This window comes from Bifidobacterium longum subsp. longum JCM 1217 (genome assembly GCF_000196555.1).
Lineage (GTDB): Bacteria > Actinomycetota > Actinomycetes > Actinomycetales > Bifidobacteriaceae > Bifidobacterium > Bifidobacterium longum.
Map to the genome: position 1 here is coordinate 1,657,807 of NC_015067.1, position 24,140 is coordinate 1,681,946.

20 protein-coding genes and 1 riboswitch are annotated in these 24,140 nt (G+C 58.7%); of the genes, 7 read left to right on the top strand and 13 right to left on the bottom strand.

Features of this window, described 5'->3' with window-relative positions:
* Positions 1-44 precede the first annotated feature (44 nt).
* Positions 45-1,310 (bottom strand): pyridoxal phosphate-dependent aminotransferase, encoded by a 1,266-nt coding sequence (locus BLLJ_RS07235; RefSeq protein ID WP_007054004.1) that lies wholly within the window; start codon positions 1,308-1,310, stop codon positions 45-47.
* 270 nt (positions 1,311-1,580) lie between these two features.
* Positions 1,581-2,348, bottom strand: coding sequence for a polyphosphate--glucose phosphotransferase (gene ppgK / locus BLLJ_RS07240; RefSeq protein ID WP_007053237.1), 768 nt, complete (start codon positions 2,346-2,348; stop codon positions 1,581-1,583).
* A 245-nt stretch (positions 2,349-2,593) separates the two neighbouring features.
* On the opposite strand from ppgK, the gene BLLJ_RS07245 reads away from it, so the two are divergent.
* Positions 2,594-3,379 carry a nitroreductase family protein gene (locus BLLJ_RS07245; protein WP_007053236.1) on the top strand — a complete coding sequence of 262 codons (786 nt, stop codon included), beginning with the start codon at positions 2,594-2,596 and terminating at the stop codon, positions 3,377-3,379.
* A 41-nt stretch (positions 3,380-3,420) separates the two neighbouring features.
* On the opposite strand, the gene BLLJ_RS07250 is transcribed toward BLLJ_RS07245, so the two are convergent.
* Positions 3,421-4,434 carry a glycosyltransferase family 2 protein gene (locus BLLJ_RS07250; RefSeq protein ID WP_012471758.1) on the bottom strand — a complete coding sequence of 338 codons (1,014 nt, stop codon included), beginning with the start codon at positions 4,432-4,434 and terminating at the stop codon, positions 3,421-3,423.
* 93 nt (positions 4,435-4,527) lie between these two features.
* Positions 4,528-4,679, top strand: a riboswitch (FMN riboswitch).
* Between the two features lie 6 nt (positions 4,680-4,685).
* Between BLLJ_RS07250 and BLLJ_RS07255 the strand changes: the two genes are divergently transcribed.
* The 3 genes from BLLJ_RS07255 (at position 4,686) to BLLJ_RS07265 (ending at position 8,279) form a co-directional block, all read left to right on the top strand.
* Positions 4,686-5,339 carry an ECF transporter S component gene (locus BLLJ_RS07255; protein ID WP_007053234.1) on the top strand — a complete coding sequence of 218 codons (654 nt, stop codon included), beginning with the start codon at positions 4,686-4,688 and terminating at the stop codon, positions 5,337-5,339.
* Between the two features lie 130 nt (positions 5,340-5,469).
* On the top strand, positions 5,470-7,902 hold the full coding sequence (locus BLLJ_RS07260) for an energy-coupling factor transporter ATPase (RefSeq protein WP_007054001.1): 2,433 nt from the start codon (positions 5,470-5,472) through the stop codon (positions 7,900-7,902).
* 71 nt (positions 7,903-7,973) lie between these two features.
* On the top strand, positions 7,974-8,279 hold the full coding sequence (locus tag BLLJ_RS07265; protein WP_007053232.1) for a YhbY family RNA-binding protein: 306 nt from the start codon (positions 7,974-7,976) through the stop codon (positions 8,277-8,279).
* 98 nt (positions 8,280-8,377) lie between these two features.
* Here BLLJ_RS07265 and BLLJ_RS07270 read toward each other — a convergent pair whose 3' ends face one another.
* Complete coding sequence (locus BLLJ_RS07270) at positions 8,378-8,743, bottom strand: phage holin family protein (RefSeq protein ID WP_007053231.1); 366 nt, start codon at positions 8,741-8,743, stop codon at positions 8,378-8,380.
* Positions 8,744-8,792: 49 nt separating this feature from the next.
* On the opposite strand from BLLJ_RS07270, the gene BLLJ_RS07275 reads away from it, so the two are divergent.
* On the top strand, positions 8,793-9,470 hold the full coding sequence (locus BLLJ_RS07275) for a TM2 domain-containing protein (protein WP_008782692.1): 678 nt from the start codon (positions 8,793-8,795) through the stop codon (positions 9,468-9,470).
* A 425-nt stretch (positions 9,471-9,895) separates the two neighbouring features.
* Positions 9,896-10,315, top strand: coding sequence for a hypothetical protein (locus BLLJ_RS11170; RefSeq protein WP_013582852.1), 420 nt, complete (start codon positions 9,896-9,898; stop codon positions 10,313-10,315).
* 124 nt (positions 10,316-10,439) lie between these two features.
* Here BLLJ_RS11170 and BLLJ_RS07285 read toward each other — a convergent pair whose 3' ends face one another.
* Positions 10,440-11,426, bottom strand: coding sequence for a D-2-hydroxyacid dehydrogenase (locus BLLJ_RS07285; protein WP_013582853.1), 987 nt, complete (start codon positions 11,424-11,426; stop codon positions 10,440-10,442).
* Between the two features lie 298 nt (positions 11,427-11,724).
* Between BLLJ_RS07285 and BLLJ_RS07290 the strand changes: the two genes are divergently transcribed.
* Positions 11,725-13,182, top strand: coding sequence for an MFS transporter (locus tag BLLJ_RS07290; RefSeq protein ID WP_007053226.1), 1,458 nt, complete (start codon positions 11,725-11,727; stop codon positions 13,180-13,182).
* 225 nt (positions 13,183-13,407) lie between these two features.
* On the opposite strand, the gene BLLJ_RS07295 is transcribed toward BLLJ_RS07290, so the two are convergent.
* The 8 genes from BLLJ_RS07295 to BLLJ_RS07330 all read right to left on the bottom strand — a co-directional run bounded on the left by BLLJ_RS07295 (position 13,408) and on the right by BLLJ_RS07330 (position 24,060).
* Positions 13,408-14,430: an ABC transporter permease gene (locus BLLJ_RS07295; protein ID WP_007053225.1), complete on the bottom strand. Its 1,023-nt coding sequence runs from the start codon at positions 14,428-14,430 to the stop codon at positions 13,408-13,410.
* On the bottom strand, positions 14,427-15,497 hold the full coding sequence (locus tag BLLJ_RS07300; protein ID WP_007053224.1) for an ABC transporter permease: 1,071 nt from the start codon (positions 15,495-15,497) through the stop codon (positions 14,427-14,429). Before BLLJ_RS07300 ends, BLLJ_RS07295 begins: the two co-directional genes overlap by 4 nt.
* Position 15,498: 1 nt before the next feature.
* Positions 15,499-17,040, bottom strand: a complete 1,542-nt coding sequence (locus tag BLLJ_RS07305; protein ID WP_007053223.1) for a sugar ABC transporter ATP-binding protein — start codon at positions 17,038-17,040, stop codon at positions 15,499-15,501.
* Between the two features lie 140 nt (positions 17,041-17,180).
* On the bottom strand, positions 17,181-18,164 hold the full coding sequence (locus tag BLLJ_RS07310; protein WP_007055612.1) for an ABC transporter substrate-binding protein: 984 nt from the start codon (positions 18,162-18,164) through the stop codon (positions 17,181-17,183).
* 315 nt (positions 18,165-18,479) lie between these two features.
* Positions 18,480-20,210: an LpqB family beta-propeller domain-containing protein gene (locus BLLJ_RS07315; RefSeq protein ID WP_032735545.1), complete on the bottom strand. Its 1,731-nt coding sequence runs from the start codon at positions 20,208-20,210 to the stop codon at positions 18,480-18,482.
* Positions 20,207-21,904, bottom strand: coding sequence for an MtrAB system histidine kinase MtrB (gene mtrB, locus BLLJ_RS07320; protein WP_007053220.1), 1,698 nt, complete (start codon positions 21,902-21,904; stop codon positions 20,207-20,209). Before mtrB ends, BLLJ_RS07315 begins: the two co-directional genes overlap by 4 nt.
* Positions 21,901-22,623, bottom strand: coding sequence for an MtrAB system response regulator MtrA (gene mtrA / locus BLLJ_RS07325; protein WP_007053219.1), 723 nt, complete (start codon positions 22,621-22,623; stop codon positions 21,901-21,903). The genes mtrB and mtrA overlap by 4 nt, the downstream gene beginning before the upstream one ends.
* Before the next feature lie 57 nt (positions 22,624-22,680).
* The gene (locus BLLJ_RS07330; protein ID WP_007053218.1) at positions 22,681-24,060 is read right to left on the bottom strand and encodes a replication-associated recombination protein A; all 1,380 of its coding nucleotides are present in this window, start codon (positions 24,058-24,060) and stop codon (positions 22,681-22,683) included.
* Between the last annotated feature and the right edge of the window lie 80 nt (positions 24,061-24,140).

Below are 24,140 nucleotides of genomic sequence, written 5' to 3' on the forward strand. Positions count from 1 at the left end.
GCTATTGTACGTGGAGTACAGGCGTGGTGCCGGCAAACACCGGCCTATCGCAGCAAAGCGGCGACGGTATTGAGCACGGCGCGGATGCCACGCTCGAATTCGTCCGGTTCGGGTAGCAGGGAAACGGCCAGGTATCCATTGGAAGTCATGTCGAAGAAGTAGCCGGGCTGTCCGGTCAGTTTGTGCTCGTCAATCAACCGCAGCACCAGCTCGTTCTCATCGATGACTGAAGGCACTCGTAGCAGCACGTTCCAGCCGCCTTCGGCCCGTAGCACGCTGACCAGCCCGTTGGGATCGGCGTCAAGCAACTCGTGCAACTTGGCCAGGTTATTGCGCACGCGCTCCCCCACCCGTCTGGTCTGTGCGGGCGCGGCGTTCAATAATGCGGGAATCCGTTCGGCGATGATGTCACTCATCGGCAGATAATCATCGGCGATGACGTCCAGTCGACGCTGTGCCTCGGCAACGTCCTCGGCAGGTCCGGACACCTGAATCCACCCGACTTTGGCGTGCGGCGCGGCCAGCATTTTGGAGAATCCGTCTAGGGCGAAGGTGAGCACGCCGCGCTCCCCCGCGAGCCGTGCGTTGCCGGGGAAAGGTTCGAGAGAGTAATCGAAGAACACTTCATCGGCGATAAGGGCGATGCCATGCTCACGGCACAATGTCACGATACGTGCACGCTCGGTTGGTTTTACGTACGAACCGGTCGGATTGTTCGGGTTGATGAGCACCAATGCTCTGATGCGTTCGCCACCGGGCTCGCTGAGCAGCCGCTCGAGTTCGGCGATGTCGATGAACCAGGAGCCGTCGAATTGCAACTGGTATTCGACCGTGTCAACGCATTCAAGCCGTGCAATCGACTCAATCAGCGGATAGCCGGGTTTGGGTGCCAGCACCGCGTCGCCGGCATCGCAAAGTAACTTAATCAGCCACGAATACGCCTCGGACGTGGAGCTCAGCAAGTACAGGGCGTCCGGGTCAACGCCCTCGATGGCGGTATTCGCATTGTTGAAAGCGGCATGGCGCTCGTTCCCGCCCTCGCTGGCGGCGGGCGAAGTCGACTGAGGGCTGCTTGCGTCTACCGCCTTTGCCGTATTGAGGAATGCGGCCAATGCTTCTCGCGCCGCACGCGGTCCACGCGGGTCGGCCGTATACACGCTCGGCACCAATTCAGGTGCCAGCCCGTGGCGGGTCGGATTGGAATCGTTGAGTTTGCTGAGTGCGATGCCGTTTGCCTTGGCTGCCGCCTCGGCCGCCGCAATGGGATTCGGCGCAGAAATATCCACACGAGAAGAGAAATGCACGCTCATACCCTCCCACGATAGAGCGTGGTGCCCCCTGCCCCGCTCTCAAACGCGCAACATTCCCGGAAATGCGTCGCTCTGGACCCGAATCACACCCTCAAACGCGACACATTCCCGGGAACGCGTCGCCACAGACCTCCATACACACGCCCACTTTGCGCAACATTCCCGGGAACGCGTCGCATACCTTTCCTATGCAATGCAAAAGGCCGCCCGACTAGTCGGACGGCCTGAAGCATATTCGCGGGTCAGCGCTGCACACCCACGCTCACTGGCTCACTGCTGCTTGGTGCTGGCATAGTAGGCGGCACCGACGATGCCGGCCTGGTTACGCAGCTTGGCGGGCACGATCGGGGTCTTGATATCCACGTACGGCAGGAACTTTTCGCTCTGACGGCTCACGCCGCCGCCGACGGTGAACAGGTCCGGGTTGAAGTACTTCTCCATAAGGCCGTAGTACTTGGTCAGACGCTTGGCCCACTTCTTGTAGCCCAGTTCCTCATTCTCGCGAATCGCGGAGGAGGCATACTTCTCGGCGTCCAGATGCTTGGCGCTCAGGATGATGTGTCCGAGTTCGGTGTTCGGGATGAGCACGCCGTTGTAAATCAAGGCGGTGCCGATGCCGGTGCCCAGTGTGGTGGCGATGACCAGACCATCCTGGCCCTTGGCGGCACCGAACTGGACTTCGGCCAGGCCGGCGGCGTCGGCGTCGTTTACCACGACGACCGGGCGGCCGCAGGCTTCGGAGAACACTTCAGTAACGTCCACGCCAATCCAAGACTGGTCAAGGTTGGCCATGAAGTCGAGCTTCTGGCCGGGCTTGATCGGCGCGGGGAAAGCGATGCCAACGGGTGCGGATTCAGGCACTTCGAAGTGGTCGAGCTGCTGCTTGACGATTTTGGCCACGGCCTGAGGAGTGGAGACCTCGGGAGTGAGAATCTTCAATCGTGGCTCGGCGAAATCGCCCTTGGTCAGATCGACAGGTGCGGCCTTGATGCCGGAACCGCCAATGTCAACACCGAAAGCCTGTGCAGTTTCAATCATCGTTGACCTTCCTTTCCATACGTTTTCATCAGTTCGTAAGGTTGCGCCCAGTTTAACGCGAATTACGCTCAACACGAAACCATTACACACCAATTGTGCAAACGTGTGCATCGTCGCCGGTCACTACGTACCCTATTCGTATCGTTTTTCAAGCCTGACAATGGGCAATGCATGCGATTTCGCATACTAGGAAAAATCGGCGTCTATGGTGGCCTGACTCTGTGTCGCGCGCGATAATGGGAGGTATGGCAGAACATACCCAACTTATTGATGCAATTAACATCCGCACCGCCGTACGCGCCTACGATGATGAGCCGATCGACGACGATACGGCCCGCCAGCTCGAGATGGCGCTTCAGCCGATCAACTTACTCGGCGATCTCAACATTCAGCTGGTGCGCGACCAGCCCAAGGTGTTCGCCGAAGCCAATGCTTCAGGTCATCTGACCAATGCGGCGAATTATCTGGCCATCGTCGGCCCCGCGAACGATGAGGAAGCCAAAGAGCGTGCCGGCTTCTATGCCGAACGCATGGTGCTCACGGCCACGTTGCGCGGCCTCGGCACCTTATGGGTCGCCGGCTCATGGGACAAGGCGGAGGCGGCCAAGCATTGCCGCGTCACCTCTGGCCAGGAGCTGTATCTCGGTGTGGTGATCGGGCATCCGAAGAATCATCTGGATTATCAGGCGAAATCCTATGAGGAGCTATGCGAAGCGCAACGCACGCACCGCGCCACCAAGACCTATGAGCAGTTCACCGCCACAATGAGCGATGAGGGGCGCGAGGCCGCTCCGGATTGGTTCAAGTCCGGCGTCGAGGCTGCGATGAAGGCGCCGAGCGCGATGAACCGTCAGCCAATCACCTTCTCGTATAATCCGGCCGACGATACCGCCGCCGCGCATATCGATCAGAGTGCGGAAGATGAGCATCACGCGTTCAATGACATGGGCATCGCCAAGCTGCACTTCCAGATCGGTGCCGGCCAAGGCCAGTGGGCTTGGGGCGACGGTGGCCTGTTCATCCATAAGTAACCTGTAGTGACCCCCCTCATAGAGGGGAGCCACTACTACGGCTACTTCAGCGACGGCATGAGCTTCCAGGTGGGGTCGTGCATCAGCTTGCGCGAGTCCCACCAGCCCTTGGCAATCTGTACCAAACCGGTCTTGAGGTGCTCGCGATCCACCATCACCAGGCGAATGACTTCCTTGGCCGCGGTGAGCACGGTACCCAGTCCAAACACCAGCGGACGGAAGTCACCATAGGTCATGAAGTACCGGGCCATGTATCCGCGGTTGCGCATGATGTGATACCGGTTCATGTCGGATGTGGAGTTGAGCTGGCGCACGCCGGCGATATCCCAATTGCCGATTTCGCGCGTACGGCGCAGGATCACGTCGGGCACCACAATCGGGTTGGTGACCTTGCTGGCGCGGTAGCCATACATCGTGTCATCCCAGTAGATGAAGAAGCGCGGGTCCGGCAGACCGATTTCCGTAACCACACGGCGGTTGAACAGGCCGCCTTCGAAGCACAGCGTGTCCATCACTCGGTATCCGGCCGGGCCGAATGCGGCGGGCGCAATCGGGTTCGGGATGCCCAGCGGCACAATGAAGTCGTACTGCCAGTAGAACGGGCCGCCATCGTAGTCGAATCGGGAGCCCTGAATCACCTCGTGCTTGTCGGTCCACTTGGACAGCTTGGCAATGGCGTCCGGCAGCACGGCCACATCGTCATCCATCACCCAGAACCATGCGGCACCCAGCTCGTAGGCTTTGGCCACGCCGGCGGAGAAACCGCCCGCACCACCCAGGTTCTCGGTCTGCGGCGCATAGACCACACGTTCTTCGTTACCGGACTGGTCGGCCACGGTGGTGCCCCATTGGCCGGTCACCTTGCCGGCAAACGCAGCGACCATGTCCGCCGTCTGATCGGACTGCTCATTGTCCACGATGACAATGCGCCACGGTGCCTGTTCAAGCGCCAGAATCGAATCGAACAGTGTCTCAAGCAACTGCTGACGTTTGTAGGTGGTGACGATCAGGGCAAGCTTGTCGATGGTGTTGTTGGGTTTCTTCACTTCAGCCATGGCTCCCATTGTTGCACTTGACCGGCACAAGACGAATTTCTGCACAGTGAAACGCGGGTTGCATACGTCCGGCGCATGGCGTATGAATAAGCCTGTCAGTTTCAGGGAAGGTGCAATTCCTTACTGGCGGTAACCTGCACCCCGGGTTTCATAACGGGGATGGCAGGAAGCCCGCGACCCGCGCAAGCGGCTGATCCGGTGAGATTCCGGAGCCAACGGTATAGTCCGGATGGAAGAAACGAGGGCTCATTATGAGTGTATCTTCGCGTATTCGCATGCAAGTTGTTCGTTCTGTGGCACCCGAGGCCGAGGGTTCGGCCAGCACGTCCACCGCCAGCACCAGCGCCAAACTTGGCTCACACACCACTGGTGTGGCCGATTCTGGCCGCTGGTCCACGCGCCGTATCGCCATGTATGCACTGTTCGTGGCGCTGGCGATGGTCACCAGCTTCATTGAATTCCCGATTACGCCGGTCACTTGGCTGAAGTACGACCCGTCCGGCATCGTCTGCCTGATTGCCGGCTTTGCGTATGGCCCGGCCGCCGCCGCAATCGTGTCTGTGCTCGGCTTTGTGCCGCACATGTTCGCCAATCCGTGGGGTTCGCTGATGGCTGTGCTGGTGGCGCTGTTCCTGTCTGTGCCGGCCGCGTTCATCTACCGTAAGATCCGTACGCGCAAGGGTGCCGCCATCGGCATTCTGGTGGGTGCGGTGCTGGCCATCGTGGTGGCGCTGGTGAGCAACCTGATTGTCACGCCGATTTACGCGCACATGACCTACCAAGCTGTGGCCGCGATGATTCTGCCGATTCTGCTGCCGTTCAACGTGGCTAAGATGGCGATTCACGCCGTGATCACCTTCCTGATCTACAAGCCGATCTCCAACCTGCTGTCCAAGCAGCAGTGACTGGCCTGAGACGGGCCGATGCCCGCCACGACTAACGACCACTCAAAGACCACTCAAAGAACCAGAACGCAGAATCCCGGCACGGGCCGGGATTCTGCGTTTTCGCCTATCAGTTACGGATTGCTGTTTCATGACCGTTGCACCCCATTCCTTCGACGCCGACGAGTTCCACGATTCTGCCGAACCTCACGCTTCCGCCGAGCCTGCCTCCCCCGCCGCCGTGCTCAAGGACATTCGTTTCAGCTATGACCGCGGCACCTCATGGGCTTTGGATGGCGTTTCACTCACGGTCCATGCCGGCGAGCGCCTATGCTTGGTCGGTCCGAACGGGTCGGGCAAATCCACGTTAGCCCGTCTGATTGCGGGATTGACCGCGCCGGACGGTGGTGAAGTGACGTTACTGGGGCAACGCGTGTACGCAGCCGGCCCGAATGCCGATGCCTATCGTGCTGCCCGCCACGGCATCGGTATGGTGTTCCAGAATCCCGAGGATCAGCTGGTCACCACCGTGTTGGAGGATGACGTGGCCTTTGGCCCGGAGAATCTCGGGCTGGAGCGCGAGCTCATCGGCGAGCGTATCGTTGATTCATTGCAGGCCGTGGGGTTGGCGAACTTACGCCAGTCCGACCCGACCCGTATGAGCGGCGGGCAGCAGCAACGCGCCTCCATCGCCGGCATGCTGGCCATGAACCCGGCAATGCTGGTATTGGATGAGCCGACCGCCATGCTGGACGAATCCGCACGCGCCGAAGTTATGCGCATTTTGGATGATTTGCAGGCGCGCGGCACCACTATTGTGCATGTCACGCATCATCCAGATGAAACCGTTCATGCCGATCGCATCGTGCACATGGAGGCCGGGCGAATCATTGGTATCACTGCAGCCGTCGATAATCGATCCCCGCTAGCGGAGGCTGTCTCGCAAAGCGAGACTGAGGGTAGTATCGGCACAGAAGCCGCCCCCAGTCGCCCTACGAACGACAGCCCCCGCCAGCGGGAGCGCGAAGACGGCTCCGAACTGCCGCTGCTCTCCGATGGCATCGGTGATATGACGAACCCCATTATTCGCGTCTCGCATCTGACCTATCGCTATCCTTCGGCCAAACGGGCGGTTATCGATGACCTGTCGTTCACCATCGCGCGCGGTGAAACCGTGGCACTGATGGGCGTGAATGGTTCGGGCAAGTCGACGCTGGTGCGCATGTTGTGCGCACTGACTGCGCCGACCGCCGGCAGCATCGAAGTGGCCGGTGTTCCGGTGGCCTCGACCGGCAAGCGCGGTCGCAACGTGCGCCCGAAGTCGGCGAATCGCAAGCAATTAGCGCAATTGCGCCGGCATGTGGGTTACGTGATGCAGCATCCAGAGCATCAGCTGTTCGCTGACACGGTAGCCGAGGACGTGGCGTACGGCCCACGCAACCAAGGGCTTGGCGAGACCGAGGTAGCCGACCGCGTGCGCGAATCACTGGAACTGCTGCATATCGGGCATCTTGCCGACCGCTCCCCCTTCGACCTGTCCGGCGGGCAACAACGATTGGCAGCCATTGCCGGCGTGCTGGCTTGCAATCCTGACGTGCTCATCATGGACGAGCCGACCGCGAGTCTGGACGCCCAAGCCAAGAAGCGTATCCATGAGCTGTTGCGCACGCTCAAATCGCGTGGCGTGACCGTGCTCATCATCACCCATGACCGGGAGGAGGCCGAGCAAATCGCCGACCGCGTGGTCCGTATGCCGATTGCCGCCCCCGCATCCGGCGGCCCCGTCACGGCCACCGTCACCGAGCCGGCCGTATCCTCCAACGGCCCTGCGCACTCAGTGATACACCGACTTGACCCGCGCGTGAAGATGGTGGGCTTCCTGGCCGCCATGTTCACGATGTTCGCGGTGAACACGCCAACCCAGCTCGCGCTGGGCATCGCCATCACTCTGGCCGTTATCGCGGCGGCACGCCTGAACCCGTTACGGGTGCTTGAATCCATTCATCCGATTCTGATCCTGCTGGTGCTGATGGGCGTGGTCAATCTGTTTGTGGTACGCACCGGCACGCCGGTGGTGGCGCTTGGCCCGCTAAGCATCACCGATCAGGGCGTGACCATAGCCGTGCTGTACGCCTGCCGTTTCGCATTGGTAATCATTCTGGGCGCGGTGTTCCTCACTACCACCACGCCTACCGCCATGACCGACGCCTTCGCCACCTTGATCAGTCCGCTCAACCGGCTCGGTATCCATGCCCAAGAAATCGCGCTGGTCATGAGTCTGGCATTACGATTCATTCCAACGCTGACCGACGAAACCCGCGCCATCGTCGACGCCCAATCCGCGCGTGGCGGTTCCATCGAAACCGGTTCACTGGCCCAGCGCATCAAGGCGATGAGCGCGATTATCGTGCCGATTTTCGCCGGCACGTTGCGTCACGCGGACAACCTGAGCCTCGCACTTGACGCCCGCTGCTACGAGGAGGGCATCCGCCGCACCCACTGGCGTGCCCTGACCATCGCCGCGCGAGATCTCATATTCGCCGCTGCCGTCATCATCTACATCGCGGCCATCATCGCGCTGTAGGGCGGCAAACAGCGCAGACAGCACCGGTTGCTATGCTGGTGTGGTTATACGAAAGATGTAAGGAAATTCCCATGGCATTGACCAAGAAGCAAATCAAGCAGCTGCGCGCGATGGCGAACTCGCTGAAGCCCCTGTTCTATGTGGGCAAGAACGATTTGACCGAGTCGGCCGTCAATCAGGCCGATGAGACCATTGAGAAGCACGAGCTCATCAAGTGCGCCGTGCAGGACGGTTCTGGCCTGACCGCCAAGGAAGCCGCCGCCGAGCTTGCCGAGCAGCTGAACGCCGAAGTGGTGCAGTCCATCGGCAATCGTTTCGTGCTGTTCCGTCGCTCCCGGCGCGACGATGTGGAGCATATCCGCTTGGTGCGCGAGTAATGTTCGCCCCGCTCGATCCCGTAGCTTGATATGAGTAATGGCGGTTGGAATCAGTCCGATTCCAACCGCCATTACTCATATTCGCCCAGCGAGCACCGTCACTGATCCAAGATGGACCCGACGATTCCCGCAACAATGGTCAGGACCAAGGACCCCAGTACCGACCACCAGAAACCGTGTACGAAGACGCCCACGCCGAACAGACTGACCGCCAGCCAGCTGGCGAGTCGCATGAACAGCCAATTGATAATCAAGGTGACCAGCCCGAGAGACAGAATCGCAAACGGCAGTGCGATCAGATGCACAATCGGCTTGATTGACGCATTAATCAGCGCCATGAACAAAGCGAACGCGGCGATGCCGAGAATCGGAGGCTCCCCCACCGGGGTCATGCCGGGAGTCACCGCGACCATGACGGCGGCGGCGATAGTCATAATCAACCAGCTGGTCAGGAAACTTCTCATGGCCCAATCGTAGCGCGGCAGGTTTTACTATTGGGCAAAACATGAGATGATGTTGTGCAGAAACGGTAAGAAGGTATTGCCGTTCCCGATTGAGAGGGGACTGACCCGCATGACTGATAATCAACAACAACCGTACGGTTCGGACAGTGTTCCGCAGCCGGCACAGCCCGCACAGCCGGCACAACCGTCTTACGGCCAAGATGCCGCACAGCAGCCGCAGGGCTATGGCGCCCCACAGCCCGCCGCATACGCTCAACCCGCCGCCGGAAGCTACGGCCAGCAGCAACCGCAATACGGCCAGCCCGCCGGCGCATACGCTCAGCCTCAGTACGGCCAGCCGCAGTACGGCCAGCCCGCACAGCCCGCAGCGGGCTACGGCCAGCAGCCCGGCTATGGACAGGCTTACCAGCAGCCGAACGCCTACGCGCAGCCGCAATACACCGCCGCTCCGTATGCCGCCGCCCCGGTGGGGCAATCGTCCAAGTCCAAGCTGGCTGCCGGCCTGTTGGGCATCTTCCTCGGCGGACTTGGTGTGCACAACTTCTATCTCGGCAACACCGGCAAGGCCGTGGCCCAGCTGCTGCTGACGCTTGTCGGCTGGATTCTGCTCGGACTTGGCCCAATCGCAGCCGCCATCTGGGGCTTTGTTGAAGGCATCATCATTCTGTGCAGCAAGCCCGGCTCACCGTGGCATAAAGACGCCAACGGCTACGAACTATCAGACTGAAACTAACCTCGGGCCACGTTCATTGGGCCCCTGATCAACCACGCCTCTGCAGGTATCATCTCGATGCCGCAGTCGCAGCGGGATGCGACACGCCGGCCGTGTACATGAGTTCATGTACACGGCCGTTTTCTTTGTTGCTTTCACCCTCAAAACAAACATTTATCATGTTCACTTTTGCAAGATATGAACATCAGACATCACAGACTACCATAACTTCCCAATTGCATTACCAATAGATTAATAACCGGCAAAACGGCTTATATCCGCCATTTTTCATGCTAGGCTTTGAAACCAGCACATCAACAAAGTGCACAATCCTTTTCTACAGAGAAGGTAACATGTTGTTCAATTCATATGTGAATCGAACAATGCCAGTACTTCCCTAGGTGCTTGCTTGGGGAACGCCATGCTGAAAGGAACACATTATGGCGGAGGGAAAAGTCATCATCGTCAACCCGGATATGTTCGGCAAGGACCCGGATTCGAAAACAACCAAGGCCAATGAAGTGGCCAAGAGCTTCGGCCTGAGCGACGCGGCGTTGGCCGAGGTCGAGGACTTCAAGGCACAACTCACCAAACACAACGCCTGGGATCTGCCGTTCATGGGATACGTCAACGAGGATGGCTACGGTTACGCCTACGTGCCCGGTGCCGCCGTGGTGTACGACCCGTACTGGGACGCCCACCAAGCATTCCTGGCGCTGCCTAAGGACGTGCAGACCACATTCGCCATTCGTATGCTGTTCACGCACCGTCCGGTCGACCGCTATGGCGCCAGCATGTTCCTGCATTACCAGCGTGGCTTCAACGTGAAGTTCGAGGGTATCGGCGCGAACCAGTACTGATTGGTACTGACTATCAACCATCTTTTTCGGATTGCCCGATAAGGGGCGTATAACAACGGTGTTATACGCCCCTTATCTGTATTCAGTGTCAGGCGATGGCCGCCCGCCGCCCGACACAGGCGAATCAGTATCGCACGAGATTCAACAGTTCCTGCTGTTTGGCATAGCGGGAAACGTTGGTCAGGGCGATGCGGATGATGTGTTCGGAAGTCTTTTCCAAATGATTGCCGCCGGCCACATGCGGGGTGATCAGGCAATGCGGCTCATCCCACAACGGACTTTCCGCCGGCAACGGCTCAGGCTCGGTGACGTCCAATCCGGCACCGTGGAGCCGTCCATTGTGCAAGGCGTCAGCCAAGGCCTCGGGATCGATGGCGTCGCCACGCCCGGCATTAATCACGATGGCTGTGGATTTCAGACGACCCAGACGATCCGCATTCAGCAGATGATGGGTCTGCGGCGAGCGCGGCACCGCCATCGCCACCACGTCTGCCAATGGCAACAGCGTCTCCAGCCGCTCGAAGCCATACATCTTTTCAATGCCCTTGGCCGGCACGTCCGCATGACGGCGCACGCCGAAAGTACGCATACCTACGGATTGGGCAAGCTGAGCGAAATGCGACCCGATGTCACCGACGCCGATAATCAGCGCGATGCCACCTTCCGGGCTCAATACCGGTCCTTCATCCTGCCACTGATGATCACGCTGATTGGAGGCATACCGGCTGAGGTTCTTCATCAATGCCCACATGGTGGCGAACATGTGTTCCGACACGCTTTGGCCATACGCGCCGCTCGCATTGGTGACCATGGTGCCGCGAGGCAGCACACCCGGGCAGATGTACGCATCCACACCGGCGCTGAAGGTCTGCAACCATTCAAGACGGGTGTATTGGGAAGCCTGCGAGACCGGAAAGTTGCCGATGACTGCGGTAGCTCGGGAGCGAAGCTCCTCGGGAACAGCGGCCGACCAGACCATGTCGCCGCGGTGCGCTTCGTCGCCCACGAATTCCTGCGGCACATCGCGAGCCGCCTTGGCGAAAGCCCGCCGTTCTCCTTCGTTGAGTGGCAGGCAGTTGACAATCAGCTTATGCGTGTTCTCAATACCCATGGTTCACCAAACTAGGCGGCAGGGCAGATATTATCGCGGTTTCCTCATGCTGAACCAATGCCGAACTGCTACCGGACCAATGCCGAATCCGCCCCATCAAACCCCACCAAACCAAGGGACAACCCATTGCGCATCGACCGTAGCGTCCGCCCCGAACCGTACACTCACAGGTGGTTTTGTGATTCCATAGCGTGCAGCCAAGGCAGTACGATTGCCGGTTTATCCGCACGCACAGGTACCTACGCCGGTTGGTAAACCTTACATTCCATACCTTGCAACCGAACGTTTAGGAGCATGTATGCCTGAGCAGCATATTGATAACGAGAAGATTCCCACACGTCTTATCGGCGCGATTGTGGCTGTCGGCTCACTTGCCTTCATTGGCATTCTGACCGAAACCGTGATGACCGTGCTTTTCCCCGCACTGATGCGCGAATTCCATGTCGACACGGCCACTGTGCAATGGATTACCACGATTTATCTGTTGGCGGTGGCCGCTACCATGCCCATCAGCTCGTTTTTGAAGCGCCGATTCGCGCTGAAAACCATTTTTCTTGCGGCTGTGATTCTGGCCATCGTTGGCTCGCTGATCATGATCGTCGCCCAAGCCTTCCCGCTGCTGATTGTCGCCCGCATTATTCAGGGCATTGGCTCAGGCGTGGCCACGCCGTTGATGATCAACATCATCCTGGAGCAGTCTCCTCGTTCGAAAATCGGCCGATTGATGGGCGTAGGATCGCTGGTCATTACCGTGGCTCCGGCCATCGGCCCGACCGTCGGCGGCGCGGTGACCACAGTGCTGCCGTGGCGCGCGATTTTCGTCATCGCCATTCCGCTGGTGCTAATCGCAGCATGCATCGGCATGAAGTGCATTGAGCAGAAGACACCGACCGAGGCTGCCTATCTTGACCCGATTCAGCTTGGGTCCATTGTTGTCGCGTTGGTCGGTCTGGTGCTGGCGCTCAACCAAGGTGGCGTGGCCATCAGTGCGGCGGTGTCCGGCAAGTCAGCCACACGCTCCGGCATTATCGCCATTGTCAGTCTGATTGCGGGCCTCGCCTTGTTGATCGTGTTCGCCATGAGTTCCAAGCGTGCCTTCTCCCCGCTGCTGCGCCTTGGCATTCTCAAGGATCCCGCCGTACTGTTACACGCCTGCGCATATCTGCTGCTGCCATTGGTCGCCATCGGCTACGGCTATGTCATCACCAATGTGGCACAGCTCTCGCTCGGTACCACGGCATTTGTGGCCGGCTCTCTGGTACTGCCCGGAGCACTGGTCGGCGCTGTCTGTGCCCCGCTTGGCGGCTGGTTCTACGATAAGTTCGGCGCGGTCAAGCCGATTCTGATTCCGATCGGCATCGCTATTTTGGGCCCAGTGCTTATGCTGGTGTTCTCGATGCAGCTTACGCCCTTGCTGCTCGCCGGATTCTATTTCATTTTCGGTCTGTTCTATTCCATCGGCAATGCGAATGTGATGACCAGTGGCCTGTCGGAGGTCTCTCCCGAGTTCAAGCCGGACGGCAACGCCATTTTCAACACGTGTCTTCAGTTTGGCGGCGCTGCCGGTACCGCACTGTTCTCCACGATTCTTTCCGTGGCTCAGGCCGGCGCAGGAGAAGAAGGCACCGCTGAGTTTGCTCACGCCACTGCCGTCGGCGGCACATGGACGTTTGCCACGATGACGGTTATCTGCCTGATTGGCTGGTGCTGTCTGGCCACCGCGTTCCGCATTCGCGCGGCACGTAAGCGTGCATAAATCCGATCATCAATAGAGTCCCAGCTTTCCAAACACGTGTGGGGCGTGCCCCGGGAGAACCCCGGGGCACGCCCCACACGCTAATGAAAGGAAGAAAAGGAGAAAGAAAGCTTTGGCGGGCAGTGCCGGCTGCTGTGACCTTGCCATCACAGCAGCCGGGCTGATCCCGCCTATTCAGTTATGGTGTGTGTCGTATTCGGTGCGGAGACCGAGCGGGCAAGCCCGCTATTTTTTATCTCCGCCGACCGCCATCACCGCGCGCTGAAGCACAACGAAGACGAGGATCATGAGACCGATAACGATGGTGGTCCATTCGGCCGGCACACCGAAGTCAGAGGTGAGCGGATCGAGGATGGAGCGGACCAGAGAGCCGAGCACGGAGCCGAGCACGTAGCCGAAGCCACCGGTGATGATCGTACCGCCGATGACCACGGAGGCAACGGCGTCGAGCTCCCAGCCAACACCCACAGTGTTCTTGGCAGAGCCGATGTTTGCGGTGTACACGATCGAGGCCAGGGCGGCGAGAGTCGCAGAGGTCAAGTAGATGATGTACTGCGTGCGCTTGACCGGCAGACCCATGAGTTCCGCGGAGGAACGGGAGCCGCCGATGGCGTAGATGGTGCGTCCGGTGCGGGTATGGTGCAGGAAGACGTAGCCGAAGACCACAACCACCAGTGCGATGATCACGCCGACGTTGAAGGACAGATCGTTGGAGATCTTCGGATTGTCGATGATCTTGATCACGTTGGAGATGAACGAGAAGTCATTGCCCTGCGGGAAGGTCAGCGAGTCGGTGGAGATGATGGAGGCAAGACCACGGGCCAGGAACATCGTCGACAGGGTCGCGATGAACGGCTGCATGTTGAATTCCTCGATCAAGGTGCCGGCCAGCAGGCCGAACACAGCGCCGATGAGCAGCATGATGATCATGACCAGGAAGGCGGGCACGCCGGCGTTCGCCAGCTTCAGGCCGACGACTGCGGTGATGGCCACGATAGCACCGACAGACAAATCGATACCACCGGTCAGAATCGGCAGGGTCATGGCCACAGCCAGAATAATCAGGTAGGCGTGGTCAATGAACAGGGAGGAGATGAAGCCCAGTCGAATGTAGGTGCCGAACAACGCCTGACCCATGATGATCATCAGGATGAAGATCACCACGGCCGCGAGGGTCGGGATCATCTGACGATCGAGCTTGAAGCCCTTCTTGGGAGCCTTCACTTTGTTTGCCGTAGCTGTTGTCATGCTGCCACCGCCTTAGCTTGAGCCTTGAGCGCGCGCTTGCGTTTCATATTCGCGCTCAGGTTGTGAATCTTCGGAGCCTGCATCACGCAGATCACAATCACAACGACGGCGAAGAAGGCCGGAGTTGCCTCGGCGTTGACGCCCAGGGTGATGATGGTCTTGCGGATCATGGCGATAATTACAGCACCGACAGCAGAGCCGGCGAGGGAGAACTTACCACCCAGCAGTGAAGTACCGCCGATGACGACTGCCAGAATGGCGTACATTTCGAGGTCCTGACCGGTCTTAACCACGTCGACACGCATCACGGATGCGGTGGCGAACAGACCAGCGATGGCCGCGAGGAAGCCGGAAATCGCGTAGACGAGGAAGAGGATCTTCTTCGGCTTGATACCGGTCATACGGGAGGCTTCCTGGTTGATGCCCACGGCCTCAATCATCATGCCCATAGCGGTCTTGCGGCACAGCAGGCCAACGAGAATCACAATGATAACGGCGATGACGAAGTTGGCGGGAATGCCCAGAATGAAGCCGTTGGCGAACCACTTCAGCGGTTCGTTGCCAGCAACTGCGGAGGCGTCGGTGTTCTCACCGGAGGTGATGACCTTGGCCATACCACGGCCGGCGAGCATCATAATCAGGGTGGTGATGAACGGCTGTAGGCCCAGGAAGGAAACCAGAGCGCCGTTGACGCAGCCAATGGCCAGACCAACAGCCAAGGCGATGAGGATGGAGAGCCACACGTTCATGCCATTGGACAGGGTCTGCATGGCGGCGGCACCTGCCACTGCCATAACGGAACCGACCGAAAGGTCGATACCGGCGGTGGAGATAACCAAGGTCATACCGGTTGCAATCATCAGGTATCGGGCAGATTCCTGGAGCATGGTGATCAGCGGGCCGGCCAGACCACCGGTGTTGCTGTTCCAGCTCAAAGCCAGGAAGTCATGCTGGAAGATGGTGCAGATGATGACCAGAAGAATGAATGCGACGATCGACCAGGTCAGGTTGCTGCTCAGCAGCTTCTTGACAAAGTTGTTGCCCTCGGCTTTTGCCTTTTCAGCCATCTCATGCCTCCTTTCCGGTGTTTACGTTGGTGTTAGCGATGGTTTCGACGATGGTCGCCTGAGAGACGGTGTCGTCGTTTTCGATTTCTGCGATCTTGTGGCGGTCCTTGAGAACCTCGATGTCGTCGGACAGACGCACGACCTCTTCAAGCTCGGAGGAGATGAAGACAACGCCCATGCCCTGAGAAGCCAGGTCAAGCACGACCTGCTGAATTTCAGCCTTGGCACCGATATCGATACCACGGGTCGGCTCGTCCAGAATCAGCAGCTCGGGGTGCGTGGCCAGCCAACGGCCAATGAGCACCTTCTGCTGGTTGCCGCCGGAGAGATTCTTGACCGGGCGATCCGGGTCGGCGGGACGAACGTTGAGTTCCTTCATGTACTTGTCAACGATGGCGTCCGCTTCCTTCTTGGGAATCGGCTTGAACATACCGCGCGTTGCCTGCAGGGCGATAAGGATGTTCTGGCGGACGGTCAGGTCGCCGATGATGCCCTCATCACGACGGTTTTCGGTGGAGTACGCGATTTTGTTCTTCAAAGCCGTGTACGGATCGGAGATGTTGACCTTCTTGCCGTTGAGCGTGTAGGTACCCGAATCCGGCTTGTCGGCACCATACAGGAGTCGACCAAGCTCGGTACGACCGGAGCCCAGCAGGCCAGCGAAGCCAACGACCTCACCCTTGTAGATGTCAACATCAACCGGGTTGATGGTGCCCTTCTTGCCGAGGCCCTTGACATCGACGATCGGCTTCTCGCCAGGGGTGATTTCACGGCGAGCCTTCTTGGCACCAATCTGGGACAGCTCGGCGGCGGACTTACCAATCATCATGCCGATGAGTTCGTCGCGCGGGGTGTCCTTGGTCATGACCTCCTTGATGAACTGGCCGTTACGCAGAATGGTCAGACGATCGGTAATCTCATAAATCTGATCGAGGAAGTGGGAGACGAAGAGGATGGCCACGCCCGAGTCACGCACCTTGCGCATGATCGCGAACAGGTCCCTGACCTCGTTGGCATCCAGCGAAGAGGTCGGCTCATCGAGAATCAGCACCTTGGCGTTGATAACCATAGCGCGGGCGATGGCGACCAGCTGCTGCATAGCGATGGAGATGGAGCTCAGCGGAGTGTGCGGGTCAATGGATTCGAGGCCCATCTGTGCCAAATACTTCTTGGCGGCCTCGTGGGTCTTCTTCCAGTCGATGCCGAAGGGGCCGCGCTTTTCGTGGCCCAGCATCACGTTCTCACCGACGGAAAGGTTGGTGCACAGGTTCACTTCCTGATACACGGTGGCGATACCGGCGTTTTGTGCGTCGAGGGTGCCGTTGAACTGCTGAGGCTTGCCGTCCACCATAATGGAGCCGGCGTTGATCTTGTACACACCGGTCAGAGCCTTAATCATGGTGGACTTGCCTGCACCGTTCTCACCCATCAGGGCGTGAACTTCACCCGGGTAGAGAGTCAAATCAACACCATCCAAGGCCTTGACGCCCGGGAATTCAATCGTAATGCCTTTCATTACGACGATGGGGTTTTTATCTGTCATGTCTTTGCCTTAAACGAGAATGAGATGTTATCGTTTTGTGATATTTGAGCCACACATGAGTGATGGCGTGGAAGGAACATCCTTCTCACACCATCACATCAATTATTTGGTCCAGTTATCAATGAGTCGCAGCAGACTTATCAGTAGGCGCGGGTGTTGTTGTCCAGGGCTTCCTTGGCGGAGGCGGCCTCGAAGGTCTTGGACTCGATCTCGATGTCCTTCTCAACGGTCTTGCCATCCAGATAGTCCTTGACGGCCTGAGCGGTTTCCTTACCGAAGATCGGGTTGTACTCGATCACGTAGGAGAGGTCGCCATCAACAAGAGCCTGCAGAGCGTTCTTGGTACCGTCGATGGTGATGATCTTGACCTTGCCCTTGAGGCCGGCGGCGTCAACAGCCTGAGCGGCACCGAGGCCCATCTCGTCGTTCTGAGCGAAGATGAACTGCGGGTTGTCGGACTTGTACTTGTCGAGCAGACCAGCGGTCACGGTCTTGGCCTCATCAGTGGACCAGTTAGCGGACTGGGACTCAAGAACCTTGACGTTGGAGGCAACCTTGTTGTCCCAACCAGTGCCACGATCCTTCACCACGGACAGGCCGGCAGGGCCTTCGAGGATGAAGCCGTTGGCGCCATCCGGGAAGTTCTTGTTCACGAACTCGGCAGCCTGCTCGCCGCACCAGACGTTGGACGGTCCGATGTGAGCAACGATGGCCTTCTTGGCCTCGGCGTCCTTGACGTCCACGTTACGGTCAACGGTGAAGACCGGAATCTCAGCCTCAGCGGCCTTCTTCAGGGAGTCATCCCAACCGGAATCCTCGGTGGAGGACAGGATGATGGCGTCGACTTCGTCGTTAACGAACTTGTTGAACGCCTGAATCTGCTTCTGCTGATCGTTGTTCTGGGTCGGAGAGTAGGTCAGGTCAAAGCCGGCATCCTCGAATGCCTTCTGAATGTCCTTCTCGTTGGCGGTACGGAAGCCGCCCTCAGGACCGACAGCCACGAAGCCAACCGTCTTCTTGCCGGAGTCCGAGCTGCCACCTGCGTTGCTGGAACCGCATGCGGCAACGCTGACAAGCGCAGCAGCAGAAGCAACGAGGGCAATGGCCTTCTTCCAATTCTTCATAAATACTCCTCCTCGAGCAGTGTTTATTTTTTGGATGATCTTTCATCCTGTTTGGTGACTGTTCGTCATCGACAGCCTCTAGTATGACGCTCACAGGCCAAATGTTCAATCGCATGCGATAACAGTTTGATAACAGGTTTATAACAAATTAATAACAGTGGTTCAAAAATGGCGTCGCAACACTGTTTTGCCTTGATAACAGACCAATAATAGTGATTGGTTGCGCAGCGGCAATGCCGCTCGCCAGCCGAGCGACAAAGCCGTTGCCTCATACAACAAGAAAGGTTATTATGAACACCGTTTTTCTTATACCATCTACTGCGCACCGAGGGCAGTGACCTGGCTATCGGCGATGGTCCAGGAACCGTCGAGTGAGCCAGAAACGGAGCGAACAATACCCAAATCGTCCACAATGGCCAGGCGACGGGACAGGCTAATCTGCCCCGATGCCATCGACGTTATGGTTCCATTAGGCAGACGCTGCGCATTGGCCGGGCCTGGTGCCATTTGACGCCATGCCTCTTGTTGTTCGCTGTTTCCCTCAGGAGGTGTGGTGGCGTACACCAGATTCAGATCGTTGTAGAACGTGAGCATGGTGACGTGTCTGAGCACACTCACTTGGGTGGCCGCTTTGCTCAGACCGCTCAGTGTTTTATCACCGTTGCGCGCCACACCGGTCATCATCACGCCGTTCGTGTCCTCGCCCTCGACTGCCAACGCCAATCGGCACCCTTCCGGAGAAACCGCCAATGCCACAATGCTGTCGGCAGCGCCAAGCCAATCAAGCTTCAGATCGGTTTCCTTACCCCCATCTGACACATGCAATTCGCGCCCGTTCTCGGATACAGCCCATACTTCGCCATCCAGACCTTCGGTAATCGATCGCATCGACTCGCCGGAGAACATCACCCCACAGGACGCACCATCAGATTTCAGGCATTCGACGACACCGTCCGCACGCAACACCGCACCGCCGGATGAGGAAAAAACGAAGCCCCGAGCATCGTCATATCCGGGGGCCTCCCCTACACGCAACGGACTGGAGCTGGCCAGGGAAACGATATGCCCACCGGTCAACGTGTATACGCCCGCTGTCGGCTGCTCGGTAGTAAGTTTCACATTTGCGTCGGCATCAGAATAGTCCACTCCGTCGCCGGTAATCTTCAGCGCGTATTCGGCATTGCCGTCGCCCATAGTCAGACGGATGCGATGTACCAGCAGGCCTCGTTCTTCCTCATTCAACGCATTGATACCGCTGTTAAGGTGTATCTCCACCACATTGTTCTTCACCGGCACGCTGTCGACCGCGAGTTTGATGGTAGGCAAGCCGGTGCCTCGCAGCACTCCTTCCAACCAGGAGGGTGCATCCGAGAGTACTTCACCGACTGCCTGGGTGCGCCAGTTGCGCCAGCTCAGCCATCGAACATCCGGTATGAGCTGTTTGCCGGATGTGCTCACCTGATACACGGATACTTGGCGGAAGACTTGTTCAAAATCGGCGGTGGATATCACCACGCCGTTCTCCAACGAGGAGATGCGCCACTGGCCGCTTCTTTTAATCAAGATATAAGGAACTTTGCTGATCGTGCTGCTATCTGTCGGCGTATACACGCCATGCGAGTCCAGAGAGCCGACCACTTGGAGCTGTACTTCTACAATCAGCGAGCTCTCCGCCCCTTGCGGGGTACTCATCGTATTGGCACGGCGGCGGAAATCCGGCGTACCGCTGTAGACCAGTGCCGAGGAATCGCCATTCCATCCGGCCGACGCCGAACCGGTCAGAAACTCACGGGCCACACGGTAGCCATCGGACTGTACGCCGGCAGGCATGGCATCATAGAACCCTTTGACGATGGTTTCCGGCTGCGCATCGTCCGCAGGTCCCTGAGGATTGGTGTAAACACGCTGAGTCTGCTGTTCCACCGGTGCCAGAGTCTGCACCGAGCCGCTAATCGGCAAACCGAACGGACTTGAGCATGCCGTCATCGTGACGCAACAGACTATGGCCGCGCCTGCGGCGGCAATCGTTCTGGTCACTCGTCTCATAGCGGCCTCCCCATCATCGTGTCGCGGCGAACCTCATGATAATCATGTGTGACTTGGCTGGTGGCCACACCAAACCCACCGGTAATACGCAGGTCATCGGGCGTTTCAGAAGCAAAATTCACCGGCAGTTCAGCGTCCGCCACCTCACCTTGGTCGGGGTCACGCGGCAGCAATACCAAGAACCAGGTGCCCTCCCCCACTGCCGAACGTACACGGATAGTACCGTGGTGCAGCAAGGCATCAGTCATGGCGATGGCCAAGCCCAATCCGGTGCCGCCGGTAACGCGCGAACGTGAAGGGTCGCTTCTCCAGAATCGATCGAATACATGAGCGACTTTGTCTTCGTCGATACCAACGCCATAGTCGCGAACGCTGATGGCCACGGCTTTGCGGTTGGCCGCGACACGCACTTCGATCGGCCGGTCCTCAGCGAAATCGACGGCATTGGCCAACAGATTTCTGACGATGCGAATCACTCGACGCGAATCGATACGAGTCAAAACCTGCACATTGGGCAGATACGTGTGAATCGGCACCCGTTTGGCTTGGGCGATGCCGGCAACTTGGTCCACTGCCGTTTCAATTGGTTCGCATAAATCGGTTTCCACAAGGTCAAGTGCCGCATAACCGGCATCGTAGCGGGAGATTTCCAACAGATCGGCGAGCATGTCTTGGAATCGACTGATCTGGCCGGCCAACAGTTCGACCGTACGCTTGGTGGAGGGGTCGAAGCCGTCTTTTTTCATTTCGAGCAGGTCGGAAGCCATACGCATGGTGGTCACCGGGGTGCGCAATTCATGACTGACGTCGGACACAAATCGTTTCTGGAAAACGCTTGCTTCCTCCAGCTCATCAATCTTCTGGTTGAGCGCATCAGCCATCGTATTGAAGGATTGCTGCAGCACACCAAGCTCATCCTTACGATTCACGGTAACGCGCATATCGAGATTGCCGGAGGCCAGTGTTTCCGAGGCCGCTGCCACTCGTTCAATCGGGCGCACGATGCCACGAATCACCAGCCAGATTACTACGCCCACCACGATGGACAGCAACGCACAGATGACCACCAGACTGAGCTGAATCTGCGTCAAGGACTGCTGCTGGAACGTGTACGAATAAATGGCGAAGAATTCGAGGTTGCCGGCCACGCCAAAGTCCAATACGGTGCCGAGCACCGCTGCGGGCGTCCCGCTGCCCGACATGCCGGAATCACCGGGAATTTCGACCGGCTGATAGAACACGCTGTCATCCAAGTCGGAGGCCACGGACGAACGGATGTCATCAGAAATCAGACTTTGATAGCTGGGTTCGGTGGATACGGGGATGATGGCACGCGAGTTGGTATCACGACTCCACAAATACACACCTATCAGGTTGGAGGGCCCCTCGGATTGCAACGAGGACGCCAAGTCATTGACCAGCTGCTGGATCTGCACTGTGGCGGAGACATCGGCCGCGTCCAGACTGGTTTGGGCCTGCTGCACCATGTTTGAATAGTCGGCACGCGACTGCGAAGTGATTTGGGTAAGCAGCGAGGCGCGCACTGATACCATCGATACGCCAGAGAAGACGATGGCCACGGCCAGTGTAAGAATCACGGTGAGGGCCACGGTGCGGGCCTGCAGCGAGCGACGAACTTCAGCGCGTCCGTGGCGCAGCAAGCGTTTGAGGCTGAATCGAGGGCGCAGGTTCATTGTTCAGGAGTGACGAACTTGTAGCCGATGCCACGTACGGTCTGCACGATTTGCGGGTTCTCGGGGTCGTCCTCCACTTTGGCCCTAAGGCGTTGAACATGCACATTGACCAGGCGCGTATCGCCGGAATTCTCGTATCCCCAGACATTCTTGAGCAGGCTGGAACGACTGATGGCCTCGCCGGCGGCGGCCGCAAGCATGAACAGCAGCTCGAATTCCATCGGAGTAAGATTCAGGTCCTTGCCATCCTTGGTGGCGGTGTGTTCCAAACGGTCGATGACGATGGATCCGCGTTCCAGATGGTTGACGTTTGCATTGCCACCGCTTGCGCCACCGGTGGCACCGTCTTCGGCGGCCGGCTTGGCGATGCGGAAGCGTGCATGGATACGCGCCAGCAATTCGGCCACTTTGAAGGGCTTGGGCACGTAGTCGTCGGCCCCGGCTTCCAAGCCGGCCACGACGTCAAGTGTGTCTGATTTGGCGGTGAGCATGATAATCGGCACATTAGAGGTAGCTCTGATGCGGCGGGCCACCCCCGTGCCGTCCAGCCCGGGGAGCATAACGTCAAGCAGAATCAAATCGGGCTTGACGATGGGGAACATTTCCACAGCCCTCAGCCCGTCCAGGCAGGTCACGGTCTGGAATCCCTCGTTTTCCAAAACAAGACTAAGCATTTCGCCGATGGCCTGATCGTCGTCCACGATGAAGATGGTCGCCATGGTGTTTGTCTTCCCTTTCCCACTGTTATTGTTGCGTTACACTTTACTCCCCTATGTTCATTTCTGTTCGGGTTCCCCGCCATGCAACATCGGGCGAATCTTGGCAAGACGCTGGCTGACTTCGTGTTCGTAGCCGCGATCGTTGGGATGGTAGTACTCGGTGCCACGCAGCTCTTCGGGCATATATTCCTGTGGCGCCACGGCACCGGGCCAATCGTGCGCATACTTGTAGCCCTCGTGGTTGCCCCACTCTTTCATAAGCTTGGTGGGGGCGTTCCTCAAATACAGCGGAACAGCGCCGATCTTGCCGGCATCCACGTCCGCGAGCGCCTGGTTAATGGCGTTATAGCTGGCGTTTGATTTGGGCGCGGTGGCCACGGCAATCGTGGCCTCGGCCAAAATAATACGTGCCTCGGGCATGCCGACCAGCGCCACGGCCTGCGCCGCGGCCACGGTGACCTGCAAAATCTGCGGGGCGGCCATGCCGACTTCCTCGCTGGCGGCGATCATGATGCGACGGGCGATGAAGCGCGGATCTTCACCCGCTTTCAGCATGCGTGCCAGATAATGGATGGCGGCATCCGGATCGGAGCCCCGCATGGATTTGATGAATGCGGAAATCACGTCGTAATGGTCATCGCCGTCTTTGTCGTAGCGCACGGTGGCGGTGTCCATTACCGTAGCCACGATTTCGGGGGTGATGATGGGTCGGCGTGCGCCCTTTTTGCGGGCTTCGTCGCCAGTGACCGCGCCAGCCGCGGCCTCCAGAATCGTGAGACTCTTGCGTGCGTCACCACCGGCCATGCGCACGATGTCGGCGATGGCTTCGTCCGTGGCTTTGACCTCGCCCCTGAGACCGCGGTCATCAGTCAGCGCGCGCTGCACCAGTTCGATGAGCTGATCAGGCTCCAATGACTCAAGCTTGACGACCACCGAACGGGAGAGCAACGGTTTGATGATGGAAAAGCTCGGGTTCTCGGTGGTGGCGCCGATAAAGGTCACGTCGCGGTTTTCGACGGCGGGAAGCAGCGCATCCTGCTGGGATTTGGAGAAGCGATGTACCTCGTCGATGAACAGTACGGTTTCCTGGCCGCGTGACACGAGCCGTTCGTGAGCGCGGGTGAGTACGTCGCGCACGTCTTTGACGCCGGATGTCACGGCGGAGAGTTCCTCAAACACGCGGCCGGATTGGCCGGCCACGATGGTGGCGAGCGTGGTTTTGCCGACGCCTGGAGGGCCGAACAGGATTACGGAGCTCGGCGCGGTGAGACTGCCTTTGCTGGCCGGATTGGCGAGGCGGCGCAGCGGCGAGCCCTGGCCCAACACCTGCGTTTGGCCAATCACCTCGTCCAAAGTGCGTGGACGCATGCGCACCGCCAACGGCCGCGTCATCGACTCCGGCGCATCAGCCGCCCCAAACAAATCGTTCTCACTCATAACGTCCTATAGTACCCCAGTGTTCGAACAGACGTTCGAGCTGCACCCTGGCTTCCCTCAGAGAGGGGAGCCAAGAAAGG

Bases quoted from the DNA above. Each gene is read 5' to 3' on its own strand.
- BLLJ_RS07235 (WP_007054004.1), bottom strand. From the start codon at position 1,310: ATGAGCGTGCATTTCTCTTCTCGTGTGGATATTTCTGCGCCGAATCCC.
- ppgK (WP_007053237.1), bottom strand. From the start codon at position 2,348: ATGATTGAAACTGCACAGGCTTTCGGTGTTGACATTGGCGGTTCCGGC.
- BLLJ_RS07245 (WP_007053236.1), top strand. From the start codon at position 2,594: ATGGCAGAACATACCCAACTTATTGATGCAATTAACATCCGCACCGCC.
- BLLJ_RS07250 (WP_012471758.1), bottom strand. From the start codon at position 4,434: ATGGCTGAAGTGAAGAAACCCAACAACACCATCGACAAGCTTGCCCTG.
- BLLJ_RS07255 (WP_007053234.1), top strand. From the start codon at position 4,686: ATGAGTGTATCTTCGCGTATTCGCATGCAAGTTGTTCGTTCTGTGGCA.
- BLLJ_RS07260 (WP_007054001.1), top strand. From the start codon at position 5,470: ATGACCGTTGCACCCCATTCCTTCGACGCCGACGAGTTCCACGATTCT.
- BLLJ_RS07265 (WP_007053232.1), top strand. From the start codon at position 7,974: ATGGCATTGACCAAGAAGCAAATCAAGCAGCTGCGCGCGATGGCGAAC.
- BLLJ_RS07270 (WP_007053231.1), bottom strand. From the start codon at position 8,743: ATGAGAAGTTTCCTGACCAGCTGGTTGATTATGACTATCGCCGCCGCC.
- BLLJ_RS07275 (WP_008782692.1), top strand. From the start codon at position 8,793: ATGTTGTGCAGAAACGGTAAGAAGGTATTGCCGTTCCCGATTGAGAGG.
- BLLJ_RS11170 (WP_013582852.1), top strand. From the start codon at position 9,896: ATGGCGGAGGGAAAAGTCATCATCGTCAACCCGGATATGTTCGGCAAG.
- BLLJ_RS07285 (WP_013582853.1), bottom strand. From the start codon at position 11,426: ATGGGTATTGAGAACACGCATAAGCTGATTGTCAACTGCCTGCCACTC.
- BLLJ_RS07290 (WP_007053226.1), top strand. From the start codon at position 11,725: ATGCCTGAGCAGCATATTGATAACGAGAAGATTCCCACACGTCTTATC.
- BLLJ_RS07295 (WP_007053225.1), bottom strand. From the start codon at position 14,430: ATGACAACAGCTACGGCAAACAAAGTGAAGGCTCCCAAGAAGGGCTTC.
- BLLJ_RS07300 (WP_007053224.1), bottom strand. From the start codon at position 15,497: ATGGCTGAAAAGGCAAAAGCCGAGGGCAACAACTTTGTCAAGAAGCTG.
- BLLJ_RS07305 (WP_007053223.1), bottom strand. From the start codon at position 17,040: ATGACAGATAAAAACCCCATCGTCGTAATGAAAGGCATTACGATTGAA.
- BLLJ_RS07310 (WP_007055612.1), bottom strand. From the start codon at position 18,164: ATGAAGAATTGGAAGAAGGCCATTGCCCTCGTTGCTTCTGCTGCTGCG.
- BLLJ_RS07315 (WP_032735545.1), bottom strand. From the start codon at position 20,210: ATGAGACGAGTGACCAGAACGATTGCCGCCGCAGGCGCGGCCATAGTC.
- mtrB (WP_007053220.1), bottom strand. From the start codon at position 21,904: ATGAACCTGCGCCCTCGATTCAGCCTCAAACGCTTGCTGCGCCACGGA.
- mtrA (WP_007053219.1), bottom strand. From the start codon at position 22,623: ATGGCGACCATCTTCATCGTGGACGACGATCAGGCCATCGGCGAAATG.
- BLLJ_RS07330 (WP_007053218.1), bottom strand. From the start codon at position 24,060: ATGAGTGAGAACGATTTGTTTGGGGCGGCTGATGCGCCGGAGTCGATG.